This is a genomic window from Clostridium intestinale DSM 6191, assembly GCF_900130055.1.
GTDB classification, from domain to species: Bacteria; Bacillota; Clostridia; order Clostridiales; family Clostridiaceae; genus Clostridium_T; species Clostridium_T intestinale.
In genome coordinates, this window is record NZ_FQXU01000010.1 from 115,695 (window position 1) to 139,032 (window position 23,338).

General features: G+C 29.3%; 21 protein-coding genes and 1 tRNA gene. 4 read left to right on the plus strand and 18 right to left on the minus strand.

What is annotated here, in order from left to right:
- Positions 1-5: 5 nt before the first annotated feature.
- The 3 genes from BUA92_RS16030 to BUA92_RS16035 all read right to left on the minus strand — a co-directional run bounded on the left by BUA92_RS16030 (position 6) and on the right by BUA92_RS16035 (position 798).
- A tRNA-Glu gene (locus tag BUA92_RS16030) sits at positions 6-80 on the minus strand.
- Between the two features lie 191 nt (positions 81-271).
- Positions 272-418 carry a hypothetical protein gene (locus BUA92_RS23370; RefSeq protein WP_175550917.1) on the minus strand — a complete coding sequence of 49 codons (147 nt, stop codon included), beginning with the start codon at positions 416-418 and terminating at the stop codon, positions 272-274.
- A gap of 17 nt (positions 419-435) precedes the next feature.
- On the minus strand, positions 436-798 hold the full coding sequence (locus BUA92_RS16035) for a CoA-binding protein (RefSeq protein ID WP_073021227.1): 363 nt from the start codon (positions 796-798) through the stop codon (positions 436-438).
- A gap of 174 nt (positions 799-972) precedes the next feature.
- On the opposite strand from BUA92_RS16035, the gene BUA92_RS16040 reads away from it, so the two are divergent.
- Positions 973-2,214, plus strand: a complete 1,242-nt coding sequence (locus tag BUA92_RS16040; protein WP_073021229.1) for a BaiN/RdsA family NAD(P)/FAD-dependent oxidoreductase — start codon at positions 973-975, stop codon at positions 2,212-2,214.
- Between the two features lie 20 nt (positions 2,215-2,234).
- Here the strand turns inward: BUA92_RS16040 and BUA92_RS16045 are convergent, their stop codons facing one another.
- Together BUA92_RS16045 and BUA92_RS16050 are read right to left on the minus strand one after the other, a co-directional pair.
- A complete protein-coding gene (locus tag BUA92_RS16045) occupies positions 2,235-2,984 on the minus strand; it encodes an acyl-[acyl-carrier-protein] thioesterase (RefSeq protein WP_073021231.1) in 750 nt (249 codons plus the stop codon).
- A gap of 73 nt (positions 2,985-3,057) precedes the next feature.
- Positions 3,058-3,240, minus strand: coding sequence for a DUF1858 domain-containing protein (locus BUA92_RS16050; protein ID WP_021804033.1), 183 nt, complete (start codon positions 3,238-3,240; stop codon positions 3,058-3,060).
- Positions 3,241-3,401: 161 nt separating this feature from the next.
- On the opposite strand from BUA92_RS16050, the gene BUA92_RS16055 reads away from it, so the two are divergent.
- On the plus strand, positions 3,402-4,457 hold the full coding sequence (locus tag BUA92_RS16055) for an AI-2E family transporter (protein WP_073021233.1): 1,056 nt from the start codon (positions 3,402-3,404) through the stop codon (positions 4,455-4,457).
- A gap of 52 nt (positions 4,458-4,509) precedes the next feature.
- Here the strand turns inward: BUA92_RS16055 and BUA92_RS16060 are convergent, their stop codons facing one another.
- Positions 4,510-5,796 carry an adenylosuccinate synthase gene (locus tag BUA92_RS16060; RefSeq protein ID WP_073021235.1) on the minus strand — a complete coding sequence of 429 codons (1,287 nt, stop codon included), beginning with the start codon at positions 5,794-5,796 and terminating at the stop codon, positions 4,510-4,512.
- A 366-nt stretch (positions 5,797-6,162) separates the two neighbouring features.
- Between BUA92_RS16060 and BUA92_RS16065 the strand changes: the two genes are divergently transcribed.
- On the plus strand, positions 6,163-7,335 hold the full coding sequence (locus BUA92_RS16065; RefSeq protein ID WP_073021237.1) for an NAD(P)-dependent malic enzyme: 1,173 nt from the start codon (positions 6,163-6,165) through the stop codon (positions 7,333-7,335).
- Between the two features lie 44 nt (positions 7,336-7,379).
- Here the strand turns inward: BUA92_RS16065 and BUA92_RS23375 are convergent, their stop codons facing one another.
- On the minus strand, positions 7,380-7,523 hold the full coding sequence (locus tag BUA92_RS23375; protein WP_175550918.1) for a hypothetical protein: 144 nt from the start codon (positions 7,521-7,523) through the stop codon (positions 7,380-7,382).
- Between the two features lie 627 nt (positions 7,524-8,150).
- Between BUA92_RS23375 and BUA92_RS16070 the strand changes: the two genes are divergently transcribed.
- On the plus strand, positions 8,151-8,561 hold the full coding sequence (locus tag BUA92_RS16070) for an Hsp20 family protein (protein ID WP_073021239.1): 411 nt from the start codon (positions 8,151-8,153) through the stop codon (positions 8,559-8,561).
- A gap of 5 nt (positions 8,562-8,566) precedes the next feature.
- Here the strand turns inward: BUA92_RS16070 and BUA92_RS16075 are convergent, their stop codons facing one another.
- From BUA92_RS16075 to BUA92_RS16125, 11 genes are all read right to left on the minus strand, one after another.
- Positions 8,567-10,066 carry a response regulator transcription factor gene (locus BUA92_RS16075; RefSeq protein ID WP_073021242.1) on the minus strand — a complete coding sequence of 500 codons (1,500 nt, stop codon included), beginning with the start codon at positions 10,064-10,066 and terminating at the stop codon, positions 8,567-8,569.
- A complete protein-coding gene (locus BUA92_RS16080; protein WP_073021244.1) occupies positions 10,044-11,786 on the minus strand; it encodes a sensor histidine kinase in 1,743 nt (580 codons plus the stop codon). The genes BUA92_RS16075 and BUA92_RS16080 overlap by 23 nt, the downstream gene beginning before the upstream one ends.
- A 70-nt stretch (positions 11,787-11,856) precedes the next feature.
- Positions 11,857-12,576 carry an MgtC/SapB family protein gene (locus BUA92_RS16085; protein ID WP_073021245.1) on the minus strand — a complete coding sequence of 240 codons (720 nt, stop codon included), beginning with the start codon at positions 12,574-12,576 and terminating at the stop codon, positions 11,857-11,859.
- A gap of 49 nt (positions 12,577-12,625) precedes the next feature.
- Entirely contained in the window at positions 12,626-13,699 is a 1,074-nt protein-coding gene (locus BUA92_RS16090) for an ABC transporter ATP-binding protein (RefSeq protein WP_073021246.1), read from the minus strand.
- Between the two features lie 18 nt (positions 13,700-13,717).
- Positions 13,718-15,388: an ABC transporter permease gene (locus BUA92_RS16095; protein WP_207650355.1), complete on the minus strand. Its 1,671-nt coding sequence runs from the start codon at positions 15,386-15,388 to the stop codon at positions 13,718-13,720.
- A gap of 90 nt (positions 15,389-15,478) precedes the next feature.
- Positions 15,479-16,513 (minus strand): ABC transporter substrate-binding protein, encoded by a 1,035-nt coding sequence (locus BUA92_RS16100; protein ID WP_073021248.1) that lies wholly within the window; start codon positions 16,511-16,513, stop codon positions 15,479-15,481.
- Between the two features lie 502 nt (positions 16,514-17,015).
- Complete coding sequence (locus BUA92_RS16105) at positions 17,016-18,350, minus strand: replicative DNA helicase (RefSeq protein ID WP_073021249.1); 1,335 nt, start codon at positions 18,348-18,350, stop codon at positions 17,016-17,018.
- A 138-nt stretch (positions 18,351-18,488) separates the two neighbouring features.
- Positions 18,489-20,348, minus strand: a complete 1,860-nt coding sequence (gene lonC / locus BUA92_RS16110) for a Lon family ATP-dependent protease (RefSeq protein WP_390888100.1) — start codon at positions 20,346-20,348, stop codon at positions 18,489-18,491.
- Between the two features lie 52 nt (positions 20,349-20,400).
- Entirely contained in the window at positions 20,401-20,847 is a 447-nt protein-coding gene (gene rplI / locus BUA92_RS16115) for a 50S ribosomal protein L9 (RefSeq protein WP_021804019.1), read from the minus strand.
- Between the two features lies 1 nt (position 20,848).
- Entirely contained in the window at positions 20,849-22,807 is a 1,959-nt protein-coding gene (locus BUA92_RS16120) for a DHH family phosphoesterase (RefSeq protein ID WP_073021251.1), read from the minus strand.
- 98 nt (positions 22,808-22,905) lie between these two features.
- Positions 22,906-23,220, minus strand: a complete 315-nt coding sequence (locus tag BUA92_RS16125; RefSeq protein ID WP_073021253.1) for a MazG-like family protein — start codon at positions 23,218-23,220, stop codon at positions 22,906-22,908.
- Positions 23,221-23,338 lie beyond the last annotated feature (118 nt).

Below are 23,338 nucleotides of genomic sequence, written 5' to 3' on the forward strand. Positions count from 1 at the left end.
AAAAATGGTGACCCCTAGGGGAATCGAACCCCTGTTACCACCGTGAAAGGGTGGTGTCTTGACCGCTTGACCAAGGGGCCATAATTATTTAATCTATTGTCGCCTTATCTTGCGACCCGACAATGAATATGATACCTAAAATTGATAATAGTGTCAACACTTTTTTTATTTTTTTTTAAATACTGCCTTAAATATTGATTTTATCTTAATTATAAACATTATTCTAATAAAACTTTTAAAAAAGCTATCATTTTTTGATAGCCTTTTTATATTATTTACTATGGTCTTTAGAATTCTCGTAATGACCTATCTTTTCTCCATCTATTACTCCAATTTCAGCACCATTTTTAGGATTCATTTTTCTTAATTCTGCGTTAGACTTTTCTCTATCTTTTTTTCTGTTTTTATTATTATCCATTAGACTTTCTCCTTTTCTTATCCAAGAGCTACTAATGCACAGCCTTCGATAGCTATAATACCATTATCTTTGCAGTAGCTTAAAATTTCTCTACTTTCTGCTCCTGGTTGTATTAGTATATATTTTATACCTAAAGCTTTTGCTTCTTCTATAAATTTTATTCCACTTAGAGGGTTTATACATAAATCTATAACATCAATTTTATATGGTACATCTCCCAATGTTTTATAAATATTTTCTCCACCTTTAGGATGGACACCTTCAGTATTATACCCTCTTGAAATTAACTTGCTCAGTATTTTACTAGCATACTTATCTTTATTTAATGTGTCACCTATTACAACCCAATTTTTGTATTTTAATAATTCTGTAGCATTCATAAAAAAATCTCCTTTTTTAATTCTATAATTTTATTATAATAAATTTCATTATTTATTAATATATGATACCATTAATTTTATTTATATAAAATTTATTATAAATATAAGCTCTAGTTATATTATTTCAATAATGATACAATTTATTTATTCCAATATAGTGAAGGAGGTTTCCTAATGATTCATCATAATGTACTCGTAGTTGGTGGTGGTGCATCAGGATTAATGAATGCAATACTTTTAAAAGATTTTGGGCTAGATGTAGCAATTGTTGAAGGTACAGACAGAGTCGGAAAAAAGATTTTAACTACTGGTAATGGTAGGTGTAATATATCAAATAATAATATAGATTATCCCTTTTCAGGTTATTACAGTGATACTGAGAATTTTTTTATTGAAGCTTTAAATAAATTTTCTGTAGAAGATACCTTAAACTTTTTTTCATTTTTAGGATTACCTATTGTTGAATTAGAAAAAGGTAAACTTTATCCACAGTCTCTTCAGGCTTCTTCCGTTGTGGATATTTTTCGTTTAGCTTTAGAGGATAGAAAAATCCCTGTGTATAACTCCTGTAAAATTAAATCTATCCACAAACGCAAAAAATTTATTTTATCCACAGATAATGCTGATTTGAGTGAGTTTTCTTGTGATAAACTTATTTTATCTTGCGGAGGAAAATCTGCTGAAAAAACAGGCTCAGATGGTTCTGGTTATAAACTTGCTAAAGAATTAGGCCATAGCATAATAAAACCGCTTCCTGCTATAGTACAATTAAAGCTTAACTATCCTAGCTTAAAAGCTTTGTCTGGCATTAAGTTTGATGCTCTTGCTTCAATTTTAGTTGATGATATTGTCATAAGAAGTGATTTTGGAGAGGTGCTTTTTACTGATTACGGCATCTCTGGTCCACCGATCCTTCAGCTTTCTCATATTGCATCTAAATCCTTAGAGAATGATAAGAAAGTTAGCGTAGTTGTAGATTTATTTCCTAATAAATCTAAAGAAGATATTGAAAATTTTATATATGGTCATTTTAGTATGTTTTCTCATAGAAAAGTTATAGATTCTCTCATAGGTGTTCTGAATAAAAAATTAATTCCTATATTCCTAAAAGAAGCTAAAATAAATGACTTACATAAACCAGTGTGTGATTTAACTTGGTCAGAAAAATCAAATATTATTTCTCTAATGAAAAAGTGGCAATTTTCTTGCGTTGGGACAAATGGATTTAACAATGCTCAGGTTACGTCAGGTGGAATAAATACTTCTGAAGTTAATAGTTCAACTTTGGAGTCTAAAATTATTGATAATTTATATTTTACTGGTGAAATTTTAGATGTTCATGGAGATTGCGGTGGATTTAATTTACAATGGGCTTGGAGCTCAGCTTATACAGTTGCAACTGCATTAAAAAACTAGCAAAAGATTAAATTCTTTTGCTAGTTTTTTCTCCAAAAAGTATTTATAAGAGTAATATCTCTTCCCTCATCATCTTGAATTAAATGACGAATTTTTATTACTCCATTTTCTTCATTATGAACTGAACATTTAGTTTTTACCATATGTCCATAAGTGATTTCTTTAGAATATATAATACTAATATTATCTAATTCATATTCATCAACTATCTCATCTGGAATAACTTCTAGAGCCCATTCAACATACTTAGTGTTATTTACATGTTTGTTAGAATCTATATCACTACGTCTTACATAAAACTCTCTAAAATATTGATCTTCTTCCAGTTTTTCTGGATCTACTATTGTTGGATTATCCTTTATTTCATCCGCACATCCATAAGCTTCATACAAATCCCTTGGTATTCTAGCAGGTCTTCTTTTAGCTAAATCTATTAGAAAGAAAAGGCTCTTTCCTTCACCTATAATCTTATCGGCTTCATCTAATATTGTATAATCTCTAAAGGCATAAAACTTTTTAAAGCCTATTGGATCTGTTATTATTTTTATTTTTTCCCCATATCTAGGGTATCTTTTCATATTTATATTGTATTTATAAAATACCCATGTTAAGTTTCTTCCAGTTAAGGAATCCACCCCTACACCAAGCTCTTCTGATTGCTGCATACCTATATCACAGAAAAAATCTAATATAGAAGTTATTTTACATTTCAAACTATTATCTAAATTATAATAATTTATTTCATATTGTTTTTCAAAAACTCTCCCCATAACGATCTCCCTTAAACCTATTTCAATAAACAAAAAGGCTTAACAAGTTTAACTTGTTAGCCTTTAATTATGTCTATTTATTTAATGCTTCTAATAAATTTTCAACATTTAATCCATGTACCATAGCCGCTTCTTCTAAAGTTTCTGCTTGAGCTGATGGGCATCCTACACAACCCATTCCAAAACTCATAAGTACATCTACTTTATCTGGATTTTCCCTTACTACTTGACCTATTGTCATGTCTTTAGTTACCATAATATACCACCCTCACTTTTATCATTTTATTTAACATAAAGAAATTATATATCTTTGTTAAAAGAAAGTCAAGTAAAATGGTCGGATTTAACTTGTAACAAACATATTTGCCTAAACTATTGTAAATACTAACTAAAGACAACATTAAAAGGAGCAATACTATGAATAAAAAAAACATACTAATTAATTTATTAATCTATAACTTAGTACTTTTATTAATAATATTATTCTCTAAAACTCCCTTATTAATTATTTTAATAAAGAAACTCTTAATAGCTATATTTCTACCTATAGTCATAGGCGCTTTTTTATATTATTTAATAAGACCACTAAGAAATATATTTTTGAAAAAAGGTTTTAAAATAAGGTTTTCAATTTTTCTATCATTACTTATATCATGTTTAGTATTTGCATTATTAGTATCATCAATATCAAGAAGCCTTGTAAATCAAGTTTATTTACTTATAGATAGAGTAAGTTACTCCATTAAAAACTTTGATTTAACTAAATTTAATGATATTAATGCTTGGTTGGAGAACTACATAGATATTGATAATATAAAATCCTCTTTACTTCAGCAAAGCCAAAATTATATATATAAGATAGGAAGTATATTCAAGATTGTACTTGACTTTGGTTGGAATCTATTTGCTAATGTAATCTTATTTTTATTAATAACCTATCATCTTTTAAAAGATGATAAAAAACTCAAAAAATCTTTAAGTAATCTTCCATTTATAAAAAATCATTCAAGAGCTGAAACAATTATAAATAAGGCTGATGATGCTTTATTTAATTACATAACAGGTCAGGCATCTGTTGCATTTTGCCTTGCAGTATTAGTTTTTATAGGTTACTGGATTTTAAATTTTCCTGGGAAATTAATATTTGCTATATCAACATTTATTTTGGCTTTTATACCATTTTTGGGATTTTTTATTTCCATGATAATTCCCTATATAATTGCTCTTACTCTAGGTATTCCAATGATTATTAAATTAACTATTGTTTTTATGATAGCTCAAACTATAAAGGGCAGATTTGTAGTTCCATTAATTATGTCTAGAGCTATGAAGATTCACCCACTTACAGACATATTTTTAGTTATAGGTGCTGCTACTCTCTTTGGCATATCTGGAGCATTTTTAGTGGTTCCTATTTATGCTATATTAAAAATTATATGGGAAAATAGAGAAATTGATTTAGATAAATCATAAAATAAAATTAGCTGTATAAAGCAATTTTCCTTTGCTTTATACAGCTAATTAATTAGATTTCGCCTACTCTTATAGTTTGATCTCTCTTTGGACCTACTCCAACTATAGAAACCTTAGTTCCTGTAGCTTCTTCTATTCTTTTTAAATATACCTTTGCATTTTCTGGTAATTCTTCATAACTTCTTGCATCAGCTACAGAATCATCCCATCCATCAAATTCTTCGTATATAGGTTCACACTTAGCTAAATCTTCTAAAGATGCTGGGAAATAATCTATTACTTTATCTTCAAATTTATATCCTACACACATTTTTATTTTTTCAAGCCCTGCTAAAGTATCTATCTTTGTTATACAAAGAGAAGTTAATCCAGATACTCTTACAGTTGTTTTTAATATTACAAGATCTAACCATCCGCATCTTCTTGATCTTCCAGTATTAACTCCATACTCATGGCCTTTTTCTCTTATCCATTCTCCTACTTCATTATCTAATTCTGTTGGGAATGGTCCTTTACCAACTCTTGTTGTATATGCTTTTGCAATCCCTACTGCATTAGTTACCATATTAGGTCCAATACCAACACCACTAGCAACTCCACAAGCTGTAGTATTTGATGATGTAACATATGGATATGTACCATAATCTATATCAAGTAACATTCCTTGAGCACCTTCAAATAAAACATTTTTGTCAGCCTTTATCTCATTATAAACTCTAACTGATGTATCTTGTACGTATGGTCTTAGTCTTTCTGCAACACTTAAATATTCTGAAGCTATTTCTTCAAAACTTAATTCTTCTCCACCTAAAACCTTAGTTATATAAGGATTCTTAGCTTCTATATTTTGTTGTAATTTATCTTTAAATAAGGTTTCGCTCATAAGATCGCATATTCTTATTCCGCATCTTTCAAATTTATCTGTATAACATGGTCCTATACCTCTACCAGTTGTACCTATGTCATTTTTTCCTCTTGATTTTTCTTTTAATTTATCTAAAACTTTATGATATGGCATTATAACATGAGCTCTATCACTTATTATAAGTTTCTTTGGAGTAACCTTAACTCCTTCTCTCTCAAGATAATCTATCTCTTCAAATAGAGCTATAGGATCTACAACAACACCATTACCTATTACATTCAACTTATCATCGTGTAATATACCTGATGGAATCAAACGAAGTTTATATTGTCTATCCTCAACTTCTACTGTATGTCCTGCGTTGTTTCCTCCTTGGAATCTAACTACTACATCTGCTTCTTCTGCTAGGTAATCTGTCATTTTACCTTTTCCTTCGTCTCCCCATTGAGCACCTAATACAACAAATGCTGACATATAAATTTCCTCCTTAAATGTGCTAATGTATAATATTAGCTTTATTTCATCTATTTAAAATATGTCTTTAATCATAAAACTCCTAAGTAAAGTAGAGAGTTTTATCTTAGTATTCACTATTGGGAAAAATTTATAAGTATTAAACTTGTCCCCTATACAATACTATCAAAGTAAATTCTTAAGGTCAATAAATTAGCGAATATTTATATTCATATGTTTATAAAAATTCGTGAAACTATAGGCTTTTGCTATATAAATAATAAAGAGTGTATAGCTTCAACCACTATTTATTATAATTATCTTTTGAAATAACGTAAATTTTGTTTATAATATACTTAAATAATAAATATGTCGAAGAGGTGTTTTATGAACATATATGAAGAGTCTTTAAAATTTCATAAAGAAAAAAAAGGTAAACTTGAAATAATCTCAAGAGTAAAAATAGAAAACTCTAAGGACTTAAGTTTAGCTTATACTCCTGGTGTCGCTGAACCATGTAAAGAGATACATAAAGATCCATCTACTGCTTATGAGTATACTAGAAAGTGGAACACTATTGCTGTAATCTCAGACGGCACTGCAGTTTTAGGATTAGGTGATATAGGACCTTTAGCTTCCTTACCTGTTATGGAAGGTAAAAGTATCCTATTCAAAGAATTTGGAAATGTAGATGCTTTTCCATTAGTTTTAGATACAAAAAATGTTGATGAAATAGTAGATACAATTGTACGAATATCCCCTTCATTAGGAGGAATAAATTTAGAAGATATTTCTGCTCCAAGATGTTTTGAAATTGAAAAAAGATTAAAAGAAAGGCTAGACATTCCAGTATTTCATGACGACCAACATGGAACTGCTATAGTTACCTTAGCTGGTTTATTAAATGCTTTAAAAATAGTAAAAAAAGATCTTAAGGATTTAAAAATAGTAATGAATGGAGCTGGTGCAGCTGGAACTGCTATATGTAAATTATTACTTTCTTCTGGTGTTAAAAACATTATTGTTTGTAATAGAGATGGGGCTATACATAGAAATATGACTTTCAAAAACTCATCTGTAGAAGAATTAGCTCAAATAACAAATCCTAATAATGAGTCAGGATCTTTAGAGGATGTTATTAAAAACTCTGATGTATTTATAGGTGTTTCTGCTCCAAATTCAGTTTCTAAAGATATGGTTAAATCTATGGCAAAAGATTCTATCATTTTTGCTATGGCAAACCCTATACCAGAAATTTTCCCAGAAGACGCTAAAGAAGCTGGCGCAAGAGTAATAGGTACTGGTCGTTCTGACTTCCCTAATCAAGTAAATAACGTATTAGCTTTTCCAGGGATATTTAGAGGCGCTCTTGATGTTAGAGCAAAAGATATAAATGAAGAAATGAAAGTTGCCGCTGCTTATGCTATAGCTAATGCTATTTCAGAAGATGAACTGAATGAGGATTATATTATCCCAAAATCTTTCGATAAAACAGTTCAAAATAAAGTTGCAGAAGCAGTAAAAAAAGCTGCTATAGAAAGTGGTATATCACGTATATAACATTCAAAAGGATATCTTAAAGTTAAGATATCCTTTTATAAACTCTATTTTTTCCCTTTAGTATTTATTCTTCCTGCTTGTTTTCCTGCATTTCCATTATTATTAAACCCATTAATAGCATTAGCTGATTGTTCACTTTTATCTTTTAACGATTGATTTTCTGGATTAATACTTCTATTCTTAGCCAAACATATCACTCCTTTAATTTAATTCTCTAATAGTTTTTCCTAAACATATTTGTATATGCAAAAAAATCTAGGTATGCCCAGTACCTAGATTCTTCTAACAAAAGTAATATTAAGAGGAGTTTTACTTTGTTACTAATATGTGTGCTTGTCAGTTCTAAATTCAGTAATAATCACTCCTTGTCCTGATAATGATTATCACTTGCTATAAATATAGTATATCTTATGATTATATTCTTGTCAATTACTTCTTTTATATTATTTTTAAACTTTTATGATAAATTTTATTGAACTTACTTTTTATACTTTTATAAAACAAAAAACCTAGGTATGCCCAGTACCTAGGTTTTTCCTAACAAAAGTAATATTAAGAGGAGTTTTACTTTGTTACTAATATGTGTGTTTGCCAGTTCTAAATTCAAGAATAATTATTTACTTGATAATGATTATCACTATCTTTAAATATAGTATATTTTATATTTCTATATCTGTCAATAGATTTATTAAAAACTTTTATTACTAATATTATGCTCTTGTTTTAAGTTTTATATACTACTCCAATAACATTACAGTATCATGATTTAATTACATTCATAAAATAAAGTTGTAATAGGAAAGGAGGCTTCATTTATGAGAGATCTACTTTCTACAAAGTCTACTTATTCAATGACATCTAGAGAGTTTTTTGATGTATTATGGGAAAAAGTTTACCTTAATGAAGATTTTAAAATCTTAGAAAATGAAAAAAACTTTAAGACTCATGTTTTGGAAACCTCTAAAGAATTTATTGTTTATGCTGATATTCCTGGTGTGGATAAGCAAGATTTAACTATTACTTACGAAAATAACTTTTTAGTTATCGCTATAAAGAGAGCCGAAGCTGATACAACATCAACCGATACTCTTTTTAATGAGAGATATTATGGTGAAACCAGAAGAATGTTCTATGTGCCTGATATAAAAATCGAAACTATTCGTTATACTTTAGAAAAAGGTGAGTTAGCTTTAAGTTTACAAAAGGATTTAAAAAAGAGTGATTAATTTTTTTAATCACTCTTTTTTAAGTATTCCCTTGGAATATAGCCTGTATACTTTTTAAAATTTAAAGAAAAGTTTCTATAATCAGTATATCCTACTTCACTTGCTATTTCATTGATGCTCTTACCAGTCTTCATCAATTCAATTGCCTTTTTCATTCTTAGTTTTGTTATATACTCTGTAAAACTCATCCCTTTATACTTTTTAAAACTTCTACTTAAATAACTTTCATTTAAATACACCTCTTTTGCAACAATTCCTAAAGATATATTTTTATTATAATTTTTTTGTATATATATAAGTGCTTTCTCCATAGATGTATCTTCAAGCTTAGAACTTTTTTCTCTTAACTTCTCTATAACATCTAATAAATAACTTTTTAAAAACTTTATTATATCCTCTAGGTATTTACTGTTATAAATATCCGATTTTTCTTCTATATTTATATCTATCTTATAATTTTCCATTTCTTCTTTAAATGAAATAATTATTTGCATAACCATATTTATTACAGTGGCTTTATTTAAGTTTACATCTTTGAAATATGCTGAGAGTTTATCAACGTATAATATTACTTTATCTTTCTTTTTGGCATTAACTGATAGAACTATGTCCTCTATTATTTGTGAAGCTATTTTTCTATCAAAGCTTTTATTTGCCTGTAGCTTATTTTTAATTATCAATCTTTTATTGAGATTAAATCTATTATCAAGCAGTTCTTTACTTTTATCATATAAGCTTTTTATATTTTCCACCTTATCATATTGAGTTAGAGCTACAGAAATAACAGTTTTATATTTATTTTCTGTTTCATATTTTAAACTTAATATACTATTTTCTAAATCAATGTCTGTCTTTTTAAATATAACTACAATCCTATGCTGATGTGCCTCTATTACATAGCCTTTTTCTTTAAATATATCTTTTAATCTATTTTTTAAATGATCTATAATACTGTAATTAACATTACTCTGCAAACTCTTAGCATAATAATCATAATAGTCATTTTCTATCAATGAAATTTTCACTTCATCTTGATTATCCCAAAAATTATAGATCTCATTAATTTTTCTTTGTCCTCTTATTATCTCAAGCAGCATCTTTTCTCTAGATATTATACTATTACTTTTTTCTTCCTTAATTACTTCTACTGCATTTTTTATTGCATTTATAAGTTCTTCATAATCTATAGGTTTTAAAATAAAATCTAATGCATTCATTTTAATAGCTCTTCTAGCATATTGAAAATCATCATACCCAGTAATTATAATAAATTTACTACTTGGTAAATATTTTTTTATTTCCTGGGACATAGAAATTCCATCTATCCCAGGCATGTTTATATCCGTTATAATTAACTCCGGCTTATATACTTTTGCTACCTCAATGGCTTTTAACGCATTATCTGCTTCCCCACATATTTCACATTCCAGGTTATTCCAAGGTATTGTTTTTTTCATCCCTTCTCTTGCATAATACTCATCATCAACTATTATGGTTTTTATCATTATTAACACCACCATCTTTAGGAATTCTTATTAATGCCTCTGTTAATCCATTTATATTACTATAGGTTACTCCGTAATTCTTTCCATAATAAATTTTTATTCTCTTGTTTACATTACTTATCCCAATTCCTTCTCCATTATGTTTACTTTGTCCAAACCCTATTCCGTCATCAATTATTTTAAATATTAATAAGCCATCTTTAATAAAACCTTTTATTATTAATGTACCTGAATCTATCTTAGGTTCAAGCCCATGTATTATTGCATTCTCTACTAAAGGCTGTAATATTAATTTTAATATTTTTAGATTTAAGATCTCCTCACTTACTTCTATTGATATGCTAAGTTTATCTCTGTATCTATTTTTTTGTATCTTTAAATAATTGTTTATCTGCTCTATCTCTTGCTTAACGTCAACTATTTCTCCAGTATTGCTTATACTATATCTAAAAAACTTACTAAGTGCATTAGTCATATCTTCTACTTCATTATTTAATCCTAATCTAGCCATCCAACTTATAGAATTAAGTGCATTATAGAGGAAATGAGGGTTTATTTGAGCCTTTAAAGCCTTAAATTCTGTTTGCTGAATTAATATTTGTTTTTTATAATCCTCTTCTATTAATCTATTTATCTCTTTTATCATATTATTAAATCTTTTTACTAATAGTCCTGTTTCGTCATTACTATTAAAATCTACATAAACATCTCTATTTCCTAATTCAACTTCCTTCATCTGTAATGATATCTCATGAATTGGCTTAGATATCTTATTCGAAAGTATTCTTGATAAAACATAACCAATTATTGCAACAAATAAAATTATAATCATAAATATCTCAATATTCTTAAAGGCTTCTGTAAAGAAATAATTAGATGGTATAGTTTGAATAACTTTTACATTATTGCTTTTAGAAGTAGTATAGTATGCCTTATATTTTTCATTATTTATATTAATACTTAGATCCCCATTTTCTTTATTCATTTTTTTTAAATACTCTTCATTAAATCTAAATCCTGTTTGATTTTTAAGTAATTTATCAGTTACTATATAACCCTTTTCATCTAATAAATAAATATTACTATTCTCTACAAAAGATATATTATTTAATATATTATCGTAATAACTATCATAGATATCTGCTACAACATACCCTATTATTTCTCCACTATCCTTATTTTTTATAGCCTCTCCTATTACCATTACTATATCCTGAGCATTTTCGCCATCTACTCTTCTATGTATCTGTTTGACTACCTTCCCTTCATTTTTAGCTAATGTATCAAAAAAATTTCCTCTTTCATCACTATATATAGGTTTATAATAATTAGTTGTAGAAAATCTACTCATACCATTTTTATTAACTATATGTATGGGTATTTTCAAAGCCTGTGCAGCTGTTATACCATTTATTATAGTATACATTTTTTGTGTATCTTCAAACCTTTCATTCCTGTCAACGTATTCATCGTTTTTATTTGCTATTTTTCTTACTTCTTCATTTTGTGCTATAAAATTTACTATATTAAAGAAATTATTCATATTATCATCTAATAAATTTGCTGTTAACTTTATATTACTTTCAGTATACTTTTCTATACTTTTAGTTGAATATCTTACTTCAAATATAAAATTATATATAGCAAGTATCAATAATGGAATTACCCCAACAATTAAAAAAGTAGTCTGTAGTTTTTTTCTAAAAGTTTGATTTTTCACAGCGTATACTCTCCTTGCATATATATTATTTCAATACCAATAAACGACAGACTCTTGTCCGTCGTTTATCTTATTCCTCTATTTCACTAGCTTTTATTATATTATCATTTAAAATTATTTCATTTAGAATTCTAGTACCATCCATATATTTAGGCAATTTAATCGTATATAAGCATGTATGGAGCTTTTCATTTTGAAAGTAAGTATCCTCTTCTTCATTTATAGAAAACTCTATATTTTTTATAAGAATATTTTTGTAATTGAAGTATTCCTCCAGAAATTGTAGGAGCTTTTTTTTATCAAGAAAATGTATCTCTATCTTGGTAACTCCTGCTTGAGATATAAATTTATTTTGAAATCTCTTAAGAATTACGAGTATTAAAACTATAGCTACCCCTGAAAATATACTTATTTCATAATACCCCATTCCTATAGCTAAACCTACACACGCAACAACCCAAAGAGTAGCCGCCGTAGTTAACCCTTTTATGGAACCTTTTGTATGGAGTATTGTACCTGCACCTAAAAATCCTACCCCACTTATCACTTGAGCTCCTAATCTACCGTAATCTACTTTTATTACCTGAGCTAGCTCAGGTCTATCAGAAATCATTTTAATAGCCTCATTTGCCATATTAATCTGAATTAATGATATTATAGCCGCACCTACGCACACAAGAATATGTGTCCTAAATCCCGCAGGGCTATTTCTAAAAGCTCTCTCATATCCTATAGCTCCTCCTATTAATATGGCTAAGCTTAATCTTAAAATGATCTCAATAGTTGACATTATCACCTCAACCCCTCTTGATTATTGTCTTTTATTATATTTAATATTTCTAAAGAATATGAACGTTGTCAGATATAAAGTCTAACATTATATCTTGTCCTACCTCAAATACATCCTTACCTTGAGGATTATTATCTTCTACCATTACTACTTTTTCTCCAACTTTAACTCTATAATCTTGGAATGCTCCCATAAATGTAGAATCTACTATATTCCCAGATATTTTACCCTTATGACCAATTTTTATAGCTTCAGGTCTTAAAATAATTTTACATATATCCCCGACTTCTTTGCTACCATTATATTTTAATTCTAATATATTTCCCTCTATATCAAGCTTAATTTTCTCGTCTTTTTTCTCTAATATTTTTCCATTTAAAAAGTTAGCCGCACCTATAAAGTCTGCAACAAACTCTGATGCTGGTTTATAATATATCTCCTTAGGTGTTCCTACTTGTTCAATAACACCCTTATTCATTATTATTATTCTATCTGATAAACTCATAGCTTCTGATTGATCATGAGTTACATATATAGCTGTAATTTTAACTTTTTTCTGTATCTTTCTTATCTCTGTTCTCATATATACCCTTAATTTAGCATCAAGGTTTGATAAAGGTTCATCAAATAGTAGTACTCCTGGCTCCATAACTAAAGCTCTAGCTAAAGCTACCCTTTGCTGTTGTCCACCTGACAGTTGGTTTGGATATCTTAGTTCCATCCCTTCAAGCCCTACTAAATTTATTATATCATTTACTCTGTTTTTTATTTCCTCTTTTGATATCTTTTTTAATTTTAATCCATATGCTACATTATCATATATATTTAAATGAGGAAATAAAGCATAGCTTTGGAATACCATGGCTGTGTCCCTTTTATCTGGAGTTAAATCATTTATAACATCCCCACCTAGATATATTTCTCCATCTGTTGGCACTTCAAACCCAGCTATCATTCTAAGTATAGTGGTTTTTCCACATCCAGAAGGACCTAAAAGAGTAACGAACTCTCCTGCATTTATATCTACAGAGACATTATCTACAGCCTTAAATTCTGATTTTTTTTCATGAGTTATATATATCTTAGTTATATCTTTTATATTTACACCTTTACTTCTTTGCATATCTCTCACCCCTATTAGTTATATAATATTACTTTCTGTTTTACTTACTCCAAACTTACCTAAAACAAAATACATTATAGCTATTGCTGCATATACTATAATTATTAATATTGTTGAAAATGCTGATGCAACTCCAAATCTACCATTATCAACCTGAGATAATATAGATGCTGTAAGCAATTGATATTTAGGAGTTACTAAAAATATAACTGCACTTACAGCTGTCATGCTCCTAACAAATGTATATACTAACCCACTAAAAAATGCAGATTTTATTAATGGTAAAGTAACTGAAGTAAATACTTTAGTTGTACTAGCACCTAAGTCTTGAGCCGCTTCCTCTATTGCAGGATCTATCTGCTGAAGTGCAGTTACTCCTGATCTTACACCTACAGGAATACTTCTAACTATAAATGCTATTACTATTATTAAAGCTGTCCCCGTTAATATAAGGGGCTTAGTATTATATGCACTTATATAACCTAATCCTAAAACAGTTCCTGGTACAGCCATAGCTAGTAAGGATGTAAATTCTATAAAACCTTTTCCCCAGAATTTCTTTCTTACTATAAGGAATGCTATAACCATCCCTAATATACCTGTTATAGGGGTAGCCCATAAAGATAGAATTGTTGTATCTTTAAGCGACTTCATTCCTAAATCAAATACATATTTAAAATGATTTAATGTAAATGAATAATCTATTCCCATTACCTTAAAAAAGCCACCTAATGGTATTAATAAGTAAAATGAAAATACAAATATAGAAACTAATAAACAAAATATATCTATCGGCCATACTATATGATTTTCTTTAATTAAATCCCTCTCTCTTGATGCCTTACCTGTTACTGTAACGTAGGACTTTTTCTCTAGCCAGAATTTTTCAACTACAAACAATAAAATAGATAAACAAAGTAATACCACTGCTATAGCTGCTCCTCCTGCCATATCATAGTTTCCTATTGCCTGCATGTATATTTTTGTTGCTAAGGTTGAAAAATTTCCTCCTATAACCATAGGATTAGAAAAGTCTGCAACAACTTCTATAAAAGTTAATAAAAACGCATTTGCAAGTCCTGGAAGCATAAGTGGTAGCGTAACTGTCCTAAAGGTTTTCCATCTAGAGGCTCCCATATTTCTTGCTGCTTCTTCTAAAGAGGGGTCTATTCTATTTAATAATCCTATAAGTAAAAGATAAGCCACTGGAAAAAATGTCATGGTTTGAACCATAACTACTCCCTTAAATCCGTATATATTAAAATTAGTTATACCAAGGAGTTGCCTTGTCACTAATCCAAATTGTCCAAATAACATTATAGCTGATAAAGCTAATACAAACGGTGGTGATATTACTGGTAATATCGATACTATTTTAAATAATCTTTTAAAGTGTGAACGCATATAAGCATCTGCATAAGCAAATATGAAGCCTATTAATGTTGCTAATATTCCCACTGTAGTTCCTAATAATAATGTGTTTAAAAATGTCTTTCTAAAATCAATATCTCTTAATACCTTTAGATATGCATTCATAGAAAACCCTTGATTTTCTATAAAACTTACTTTTAATACCGAATATAATGGGTATATTATAAATATTGATAACGTAATTATTAAAAATATTATAGTTGTTAAAAGCATTGGATCTCTCCAAATCTTTTTCATATCATTTATTTCATGTTTCATCCGAATTCTTCGCGAACTAAAACCCATTTTTACCACTCCTATTATAAAATTATTTTATAATAGAGGGGCTAAAACCCCTCTATTAATAATTTATTTTATTGCTTGATTCCATTTTTCAACTAAAGCACTTCTATTTTTACCTGCCCAATCTAAATCATAGTCAATTAATTTTGTGTCTTTGATTTCATTTGCTAACTCTGGTGCTACAGCTTTTTCATTTGTTAAGAATTGATAGGAACCTACAGTTTTTCCAAGCTCTTGAACCTCTTTTGTTAATACGTAATCTATAAACATCTTAGCAGCCTCTTGATCTGGACCACCTTTAAGAATTGCTGTTGAACCTATCTCATAGCCGGTACCTTCTACAGGTGCTGTTAATACTAAATCCTTCATTCCTTCTTCTCTATATTTAATTCCATCATGTAAAAATGATATCCCAACCATTACTTCACCTTGTCCAGCCATTCTAGCTGGAGCAGTTCCAGATTTTTCATAAGACTTAATATTAGCATTTAGCTCCTTCATATATTTTAATCCTTCTTCTTCGCCCATTAACTGTATCATTGTTGCTAACATTGTATAAGCAGTTCCTGAAGATCCAGGATTAGCTATAGATACTTGTCCCTTGAATTCTGGTTTTAATAAATCTTTCCATGAAGTTGGTGCCTTAACCCCCTTTTCATCTAATAATTTTTTGTTAGACGCAAACCCTAAATATCCAACATATATTCCTGTCCATGCTCCATCTTTATCCTTATATTTATCTGGTATATCTGATGCATTTTTAGATATATAATTTTCAAGTAAACCTTCTTCACTTGCCTGAACAAAAGCATCTGCGGGTCCCCCATACCATACTGATGCTTTTGGATTATCCTTTTCTGCTCTTATTCTTCCTAAAATTTCTCCAGAAGACATTCTAACAGCTTCAGCCTGAACCCCTGTTTCTTTTTTAAATTCTTCTACAACCTTTACCATGTGATCTTCCATTAATCCGCAGTAAATTGTTAATTTTAAATCCTTCTTGCCATCAGCACTTGAGTCATCCTTCTTACCGCATGCTGTAATAACTCCAGCTAACATTAATGTACTTAGTGTTAAAGCAAATATTCTTCTTTTTTTCATTAATGAACCCCTCCAACTCATTTTTATTACAAGATTATTTTACAGTAAACAATTTCATTTTTGTTTATTAAGGTAATAATTTCATACATATAGGTAAAAATTTATTACATACCTAGCTGTAACCCGCATAAATGCTATATATAGTTATATAGTTATATAGTTATATAGTTATATATATAAATAGATATCTATTTTTCTATTTAAGTACTTTTCTACTTTTCTATTTTTCTATTTTTCTATTTTTCTATTTTTCTATTTAAGTACTTAACTTCTTATTAAACATAAATCAAGCAAAATAACTTTGATGAAGCTGAGGAACGCTTCTACAGTAATAAAGTGCTTAACTTCTTATTAAACATAATTACTAAAAGGATTTTAATGGAACTTGAGAAAAAGCCTCTACAAATCAGAAGTTAAAATAGTTTTAATGGTTTTTATATATCGAAAAAAAAGCTACCACAAAATAATTGTGATAGCTTTTAAGATAGTTCATTATATAACATTAATCCCTATGAACAGTGTCTAAATTACCAAATTTACTGAATTGTCCCAACCATGCAAGCTTTACTGTTCCTACAGGACCATTTCTTTGCTTTGCTATTATACATTCACCTACATTTTTTTCTTCTGTTTCTTTGTTATAGTATTCATCTCTATATAAAAACATAACAACGTCAGCATCCTGCTCTATTGACCCAGATTCTCTTAAGTCAGATAACATAGGTCTATGGTCTGCTCTTTGCTCCGGAGCACGTGATAGCTGTGATAAGGCTATTACAGGGCATTCCATTTCTTTAGCTAATGCTTTTATACTTCTTGATATTTCAGAAACTTCTTGTTGTCTACTTTCACTTCCTGAACCCGACATAAGCTGAAGATAGTCTATCATTATTAGATCTATGCCGTGTTCTATTTTTATTCTTCTACACTTGCTTCTCATTTCCATTACTGTTACGCCGGCTGTATCGTCAATATATATTTTAGCCTTTGATAATGGTCCTGAAGCCCTAGCTATGCTATCCCAATCTTTGTCTTCTAAGTTTCCCGTTCTAAGCGCAAGCATATCTACATTTGCCTCTGAACAAAGTAATTTGTATGCAAGCTGATCTTTAGACATTTCCAGAGAAAATATAACTACACTTTTTCCTTCTCTTAAAGCTGCATGCTCAGCTATATTTAGTGCAAACGTAGTTTTTCCCATTGATGGTCTTGCCGCAATCAGAACCATGTCACCTTTTTGAAAGCCTGATGTTTTTGCATCTAAATCCATAAAGCCTGATCCTACTCCAGTTATATCGCCTTTATTATTAAAAAGCTTCTCTATTTGTTGAAAACTTCTTTCCAAAACATCGCTTAGAGCTTCATAATCAGAAGTGCTTCTTTTCTCAGATATATCAAATATTCTTTTCTCAGCAGTATCTAATACTTTTTCTACATTACCTTGCTCATTATAACTAGACTCAATAATCTCAGTAGACGCCCTTATAAGCCTTCTTAGTAAAGACTTTTCTGAAACAATCTTTATGTATGAACTTAAATTTGCAGTTGTTGGAACTGATCCGCTTATCTCAGTAACATAAGTGGCTCCCCCTGCATTTTCAAGTTGACTAGTAGATTTTAAATACTCTAATAATGTTACTAAGTCTACAGCCATATCTTTTTGAAACATTTTTATTATTGCTTTAAATATTACTTTATGTGAATCTCTATAAAAGTCTTCTTCTTTTAAACCTTCTGCTGCTTGAGCTATAGCTGTTTTATCTATAATCATTGACCCTATTACAGATTGCTCAGCTTCAATGCTTTGTGGCAAACTCTTCATTATGCTGTTTTCCATACTCTTCACCACCCTATATTAATGCCTATATAAAAAGATTATAGTAATTTTACATCCAAAAGTAAATTACCTTTGGATTAATTAACCTATATTTTCACATGCGATAAAAAATAGAGGCTATGCCTCTATTTTTTAGTATTAACCAAATATTATGTTCATAACCTCTTCTACAGAGCTTACTGTTTTAACAGTAATATCTTTTAAGCCATCAGGAATCTCTTTTTCATTATCTTTAGGTATGATAACAAGATTAATTCCTTTTCTTCTTGCTCCGTATATCTTTTCAAATATCCCTCCTACAGGCTTAACTTTACCTCTTAAAGATACTTCTCCTGTAATTGCAACATCTTGTCTTATTGGTTTTTCTTCTAAAGCACTTATTATACACATTGTAATAGCTACTCCAGCTGATGGACCATCTATATTTCCTCCACCAACTACATTTACATGTATATTATAATCTTTAATATCTTTGTTTGTGACTTTTCTTATAACAGATGCAGCATTAAATACAGAGTCCTTAGCCATAGATCCTGCTGTTTCATTGAACCTTATTGAGCCTGTCCCTTTTTCCTTTGCAGGATATACTGTAGCTTCTATTTCTAGAGTTGAACCTAAAAATCCTGAAACTCCAAGTCCATATACATGTCCAACTTCACTATCTGTATTTTTATCTAATCTCTCATAAGGAATAAATCTTCCTATAGCTAATACTTCTTCAACATCTTTTAATGTTATAGTAGATTGTTCTGGAATGTCTTCTTTATTATTATAAAGTGAATATCCATATGCATCTGCTAATATGTTTACTGCTTTTCTTCCTTCAATTGTATATCTACTTATTAATTCTGATACACCATCTTCTAGAATAACATTAAGTTTTTTAGCTGCATTTTTTATAATATCTTCTATGTCACTTACTGCTAATGGTTCAAAATATACTTCTGTACATCTTGATCTTAATGCTGGGTTTATTTCTCCTGGATCTCTTGTTGTAGCACCTATTAATACAAAATCTGCTGGCGCTCCATTTTCAAAAAGATACTTTATATATTTAGGTGTATTTTCATCATCTGGATCATAATATGAAGATGAGAACTCCACTCTTTTATCTTCTAATACTTTTAATAATTTATTTTGAAGAATATCATCTAATTCTCCAATTTCATCAATGAATAATACTCCACCATGAGCTTCAGTTACTAGACCTGGCTTTGGTTCTGGAACTCCTATTTCAGCCAAGTCTCTTTTACTTCCTTGGTAAATAGGATCATGAACAGATCCTAGTAGTGGATTAGTTATTTCTCTTGGATCCCATCTTACGGTTGTTCCATCTACTTCAACGAATTTTGAGTCATCATCAAAAGGTGTAAAATTCATCTTTTTTACGGCTTCAAGGGCTATTCTTGCAGCTGTAGTTTTACCTACCCCTGGAGGTCCATAAAGAATTATATGTTGAGGATATGGAGAAGCCATTTTTGATAATAGAGATTTAATAGCTCTCTCCTGTCCAACTATTTCATCAAAATCTGAAGGTCTTAATAAACTCATTATATTTTTGCTTGTTTTTCTAGCATCAAGGACTTCTAAATCTGCATATTTTTTAAGAGTTTTTGCATTTTCAGGACCTTTCTGTTTGCGTATTATTCCAAGTCTCATTTCATCAATATATTTATCTTGTCTTTCCATTAGTGCCTGTTCTACATCAGACTCTATTCTATTTTGAATATATTTTCTTGCTAGTTCTTCTGATACCCAGCCAAAAACTTCTTCCATAACTTCATGAATATTTTTGGAATCCGGAACTACTTTTATTCCTTTTCCATCTGATGCAATTTTATTTAATGCATAAACCCTTTCATATATAGAGTCAGATTTAACGTATTTTTGAAGCTTATATTTTACGGTTCTTGCTCTTATAGCTCCTTCATCTAATACATTCTTTAATATATCAAATAGTACATTAACTTGTGATTCTAAAGAAAGCTCGTTATTCATCAATTCTTGTAATACATTAGCTTCATTTTTTGTTCTCAATATATTATCCTCCTTATGCTTCAGGAACAATAACAACCTTCATTTTTGTTGTAACTTCTGGATAAAGCTTTAACTCTATTTCATAAGTTCCAGCTATCTTAATTGTATCCATAGATATTTTTTTCTTATCAATTTCAACTTTGTGTTGAACTTTAATAAGTGCTGCAACATCTTTACTAGTTATAGCTCCAAATAGTCTACCTTGTTCCCCTGCTTTAGCTTTTACTGTTATTTCTTTATTCTTTAATTCACCTGCTAATTTCTGAGCAGCTTCAATTTCAGCTAATTTTTTCTTTCTTTCATTTTCTTTTTGAGTATTTAAAATGTGTAAGTTATTGCCTGTAGCTTCTTGTGCTAATTTCCTAGGAAATAGAAAATTTCTAGCGTATCCATCTGACGCCTCAATAACCTCACCTTTCTTTCCAACTTTTTTAACATCTTGAAGTAATATTACTTTCATGTTATTCACCTTCCTTTAAGTAGTTTTTTATAGCTTTTTTCAATTTTTCTTTTGCTTGAGCTATTGTTAAGTCACTTAACTTAGCTCCCGCCATGGTCATATGACCACCACCACCTAAAGCTTCTAAAATAACCTGAACATTTATATCACCAAGTGATCTTGCACTTATATAAATTTCTCCTTCTATTTTAACAAATACAAAGGATGCTTGAATACCAGTAATATTTAGAAGATCATCCGCAGCTTGGGCTGCTAATACAATTTCTGTGGTTTCTGGTGGACAGGTGGCAATAGCCATATTATTTTCAACTTCTGCTGATTTAATAGTTTCTGCCTTTTTTATATAGTTCTCTAAATCATCAGAGAAGAGTTTTTTAATGTGTATTGTGTCAGCTCCCAATCTTCTTAAGAATGAGGCAGCTTCAAAGGTTCTTACACCTGTTTTAAATATAAAGTTTTTAGTATCTATAAATATACCTGCAAGTAAAGCTTCTGCTTCTATAGTTTCTAGTTTAGGTTTATCCAGCATATATTGAACTACTTCTGTTACCAATTCTGATGTTGAAGAGGCATATATTTCTATAAAGTTTAGGAGCGCCCCCTCTATCATATCTGGACTTCTTCTATGGTGATCAATTATAACTAATTTTTGCGCTTTATTTACAGTTTCTATATCTTGAACATAATTACTGTTATGAACGTCAACTATTATAACTAAAGTTTCTTTATCAATTTTCTCTACGGCTTCTTGAGCTGAAATAAATAAGTCATCGTATTTACTATGACCCTTCACTTCCTCCATAAAGAACTCTATATTTCTATTATCATTTCCTAGTATTATCTTACATTCCTTACCTAGTTGCTTTATTGCTGATGATAACCCAAAAGCTGAACCAAAGCAATCCATATCCGGATTTTTATGTCCAATTATATATACTTTAGAACTTTCATAAACTAAGTCTTTTAAAGCTCTTGCTACTACCCTTGCTCTAACTCTAGTTCTTTTTTCTAGTTCTTTAGTATTTCCACCAAAAAATGATATTTTTTCTTTCCATTTTACTACTGCTTGGTCTCCGCCTCTTCCTAAAGCAAGCTCTTTTGCTGTTACTGCATAACTATGATTTTCTGCAGATGAATTTTCACCTATTCCAACCCCTATACTTAATGTAACATCTATTTTATTTCCCATATCTATATCTCTTATTGCATCAAGGATATCAAATTTTTTCTTTATCTGTTCCTCAATTAATTTATTTGATACAGATAATACATATTTATTTGATTCATACTTCCTTATCATTGCTCCTAGGTTGGACGCATAGTTATTTATGGTTCTCTCAACTTCTGCTACTAAAAGAGGCCCATTATCATCCTCCATAGACTTTACAACATCACTTAAATTATCTACTTCTATAAGCATGATACTTTCTTTAGTTGCAGTGCTACTTTTTAGATATGTTACATCATTAAAATATATTATAAATGATTCTTTCTCATCTATAAATTCTATTCTCTGTGCATAAACATCATAAATCTTACCTTTAAGATTTATTCTATGCGGTATATTGGTGTCTTGTTTAATTAGCTTATCTAAAGATACTCCTCTAATGATGTTCAAAATATTATAATGTGGATTTTTATCCGAATTTAATTCTTTATGAAACTTTTTATTATTCCATATTATGTCTCCATTATCTTTTATTATAGCTACTGGATATATGTTGTTTTGTATGTTTTTTTCTATAGAATTAGTTAAATACTTACTAACGTTATCTATTTTCGTAGAAAAACTCTTTTGTAATTGATTACTTTTATATATATTATAGAGGCTATCTACTACTATCAGTAATAAAGTTATAAATAAGTATCCTATTTTCTCTGATATATAAAATACAGACGCCAATGTCAGTAATATGATCAGTATAATTAATTTATCATACTTTTTAATACTTTCCTTCATTAATTGCCTCCTTTATGGCTATTTTTGAGGCTACTCTATTTTTTCTATAAATAATTTGCATTCATTTAAATAAATTTTTAGTACTCTATATTTATAAATTATACTCTATCTTTTAAATGGCTATGCAATTTATTTAGTGAACTTCCATATTTATCTTCATCATCATCTAATATACCAATTCTTATTTTTTCTTTTGTATTTTCATCTATCTGTATATATGAATATCCGAGCTTTTCTCCTAGTAGATATAATATTATCATTGCTGAAGATATACACTCTAAAACTGCATCTTTAGCCACATTACTTCCCTTAGTTAATAATAGATAAAATTCTCCTATTATACACAATAATTGAGCTTTCATTTCTTCGATTAACTTTATGTCACCCATTATATTTAAATTATCTTTCTTCAAGGACCGCTCCCCCCTTTATTGTTCAATACCCTGTATATCTATTTTAGTTTTTTTTTGATACTATTTCAACTATACCTTTTTAAAATTCTCATAATAAAAAATAAAACCCCTTATACAG

Bases quoted from the DNA above. Each gene is read 5' to 3' on its own strand.
- BUA92_RS23370 (WP_175550917.1), bottom strand. From the start codon at position 418: ATGGATAATAATAAAAACAGAAAAAAAGATAGAGAAAAGTCTAACGCA.
- BUA92_RS16035 (WP_073021227.1), bottom strand. From the start codon at position 798: ATGAATGCTACAGAATTATTAAAATACAAAAATTGGGTTGTAATAGGT.
- BUA92_RS16040 (WP_073021229.1), top strand. From the start codon at position 973: ATGATTCATCATAATGTACTCGTAGTTGGTGGTGGTGCATCAGGATTA.
- BUA92_RS16045 (WP_073021231.1), bottom strand. From the start codon at position 2,984: ATGGGGAGAGTTTTTGAAAAACAATATGAAATAAATTATTATAATTTA.
- BUA92_RS16050 (WP_021804033.1), bottom strand. From the start codon at position 3,240: ATGGTAACTAAAGACATGACAATAGGTCAAGTAGTAAGGGAAAATCCA.
- BUA92_RS16055 (WP_073021233.1), top strand. From the start codon at position 3,402: ATGAATAAAAAAAACATACTAATTAATTTATTAATCTATAACTTAGTA.
- BUA92_RS16060 (WP_073021235.1), bottom strand. From the start codon at position 5,796: ATGTCAGCATTTGTTGTATTAGGTGCTCAATGGGGAGACGAAGGAAAA.
- BUA92_RS16065 (WP_073021237.1), top strand. From the start codon at position 6,163: ATGAACATATATGAAGAGTCTTTAAAATTTCATAAAGAAAAAAAAGGT.
- BUA92_RS16070 (WP_073021239.1), top strand. From the start codon at position 8,151: ATGAGAGATCTACTTTCTACAAAGTCTACTTATTCAATGACATCTAGA.
- BUA92_RS16075 (WP_073021242.1), bottom strand. From the start codon at position 10,066: ATGATAAAAACCATAATAGTTGATGATGAGTATTATGCAAGAGAAGGG.
- BUA92_RS16085 (WP_073021245.1), bottom strand. From the start codon at position 12,576: ATGTCAACTATTGAGATCATTTTAAGATTAAGCTTAGCCATATTAATA.
- BUA92_RS16090 (WP_073021246.1), bottom strand. From the start codon at position 13,699: ATGCAAAGAAGTAAAGGTGTAAATATAAAAGATATAACTAAGATATAT.
- BUA92_RS16095 (WP_207650355.1), bottom strand. From the start codon at position 15,388: ATGAAACATGAAATAAATGATATGAAAAAGATTTGGAGAGATCCAATG.
- BUA92_RS16100 (WP_073021248.1), bottom strand. From the start codon at position 16,513: ATGAAAAAAAGAAGAATATTTGCTTTAACACTAAGTACATTAATGTTA.
- BUA92_RS16105 (WP_073021249.1), bottom strand. From the start codon at position 18,350: ATGGAAAACAGCATAATGAAGAGTTTGCCACAAAGCATTGAAGCTGAG.
- lonC (WP_390888100.1), bottom strand. From the start codon at position 20,348: ATGAATAACGAGCTTTCTTTAGAATCACAAGTTAATGTACTATTTGAT.
- rplI (WP_021804019.1), bottom strand. From the start codon at position 20,847: ATGAAAGTAATATTACTTCAAGATGTTAAAAAAGTTGGAAAGAAAGGT.
- BUA92_RS16120 (WP_073021251.1), bottom strand. From the start codon at position 22,807: ATGAAGGAAAGTATTAAAAAGTATGATAAATTAATTATACTGATCATA.